Origin of the sequence: Methanosaeta sp. UBA458, from assembly GCF_002496085.1 — an archaeon.
GTDB lineage: Archaea > Halobacteriota > Methanosarcinia > Methanotrichales > Methanotrichaceae > Methanothrix > Methanothrix soehngenii.
Window position 1 is genome coordinate 1 of sequence record NZ_DAIK01000116.1, and the last position, 231, is coordinate 231.

Below are 231 nucleotides of genomic sequence, written 5' to 3' on the forward strand. Positions count from 1 at the left end.
ATGCACCATCACCAACAAAATATGCCGTCGCCGATCCAGTCCAGTTGCCCACGAGGTCTGGAACTTGAGCTGTGCATATTCCCGTAATTAGGATGATCAGAAAGATTAGCCAAATCCTTTGCATTGATCTCATTGCACCACTTTTTTTATCATAAACCACCGTTCTATATATTAATAGCGGCTCAAAGTTATCCAATTGCCGCGGAACAAAATTTTCCGCCATTCTTAAAG

At 42.0% G+C, this 231-nt stretch carries 1 pseudogene; it reads right to left on the minus strand.

Annotated features, from left to right (window positions below):
- Positions 1 to 196, minus strand: a pseudogene (locus BP822_RS08475) (hypothetical protein); the annotation flags it as partial.
- Between the last annotated feature and the right edge of the window lie 35 nt (positions 197 to 231).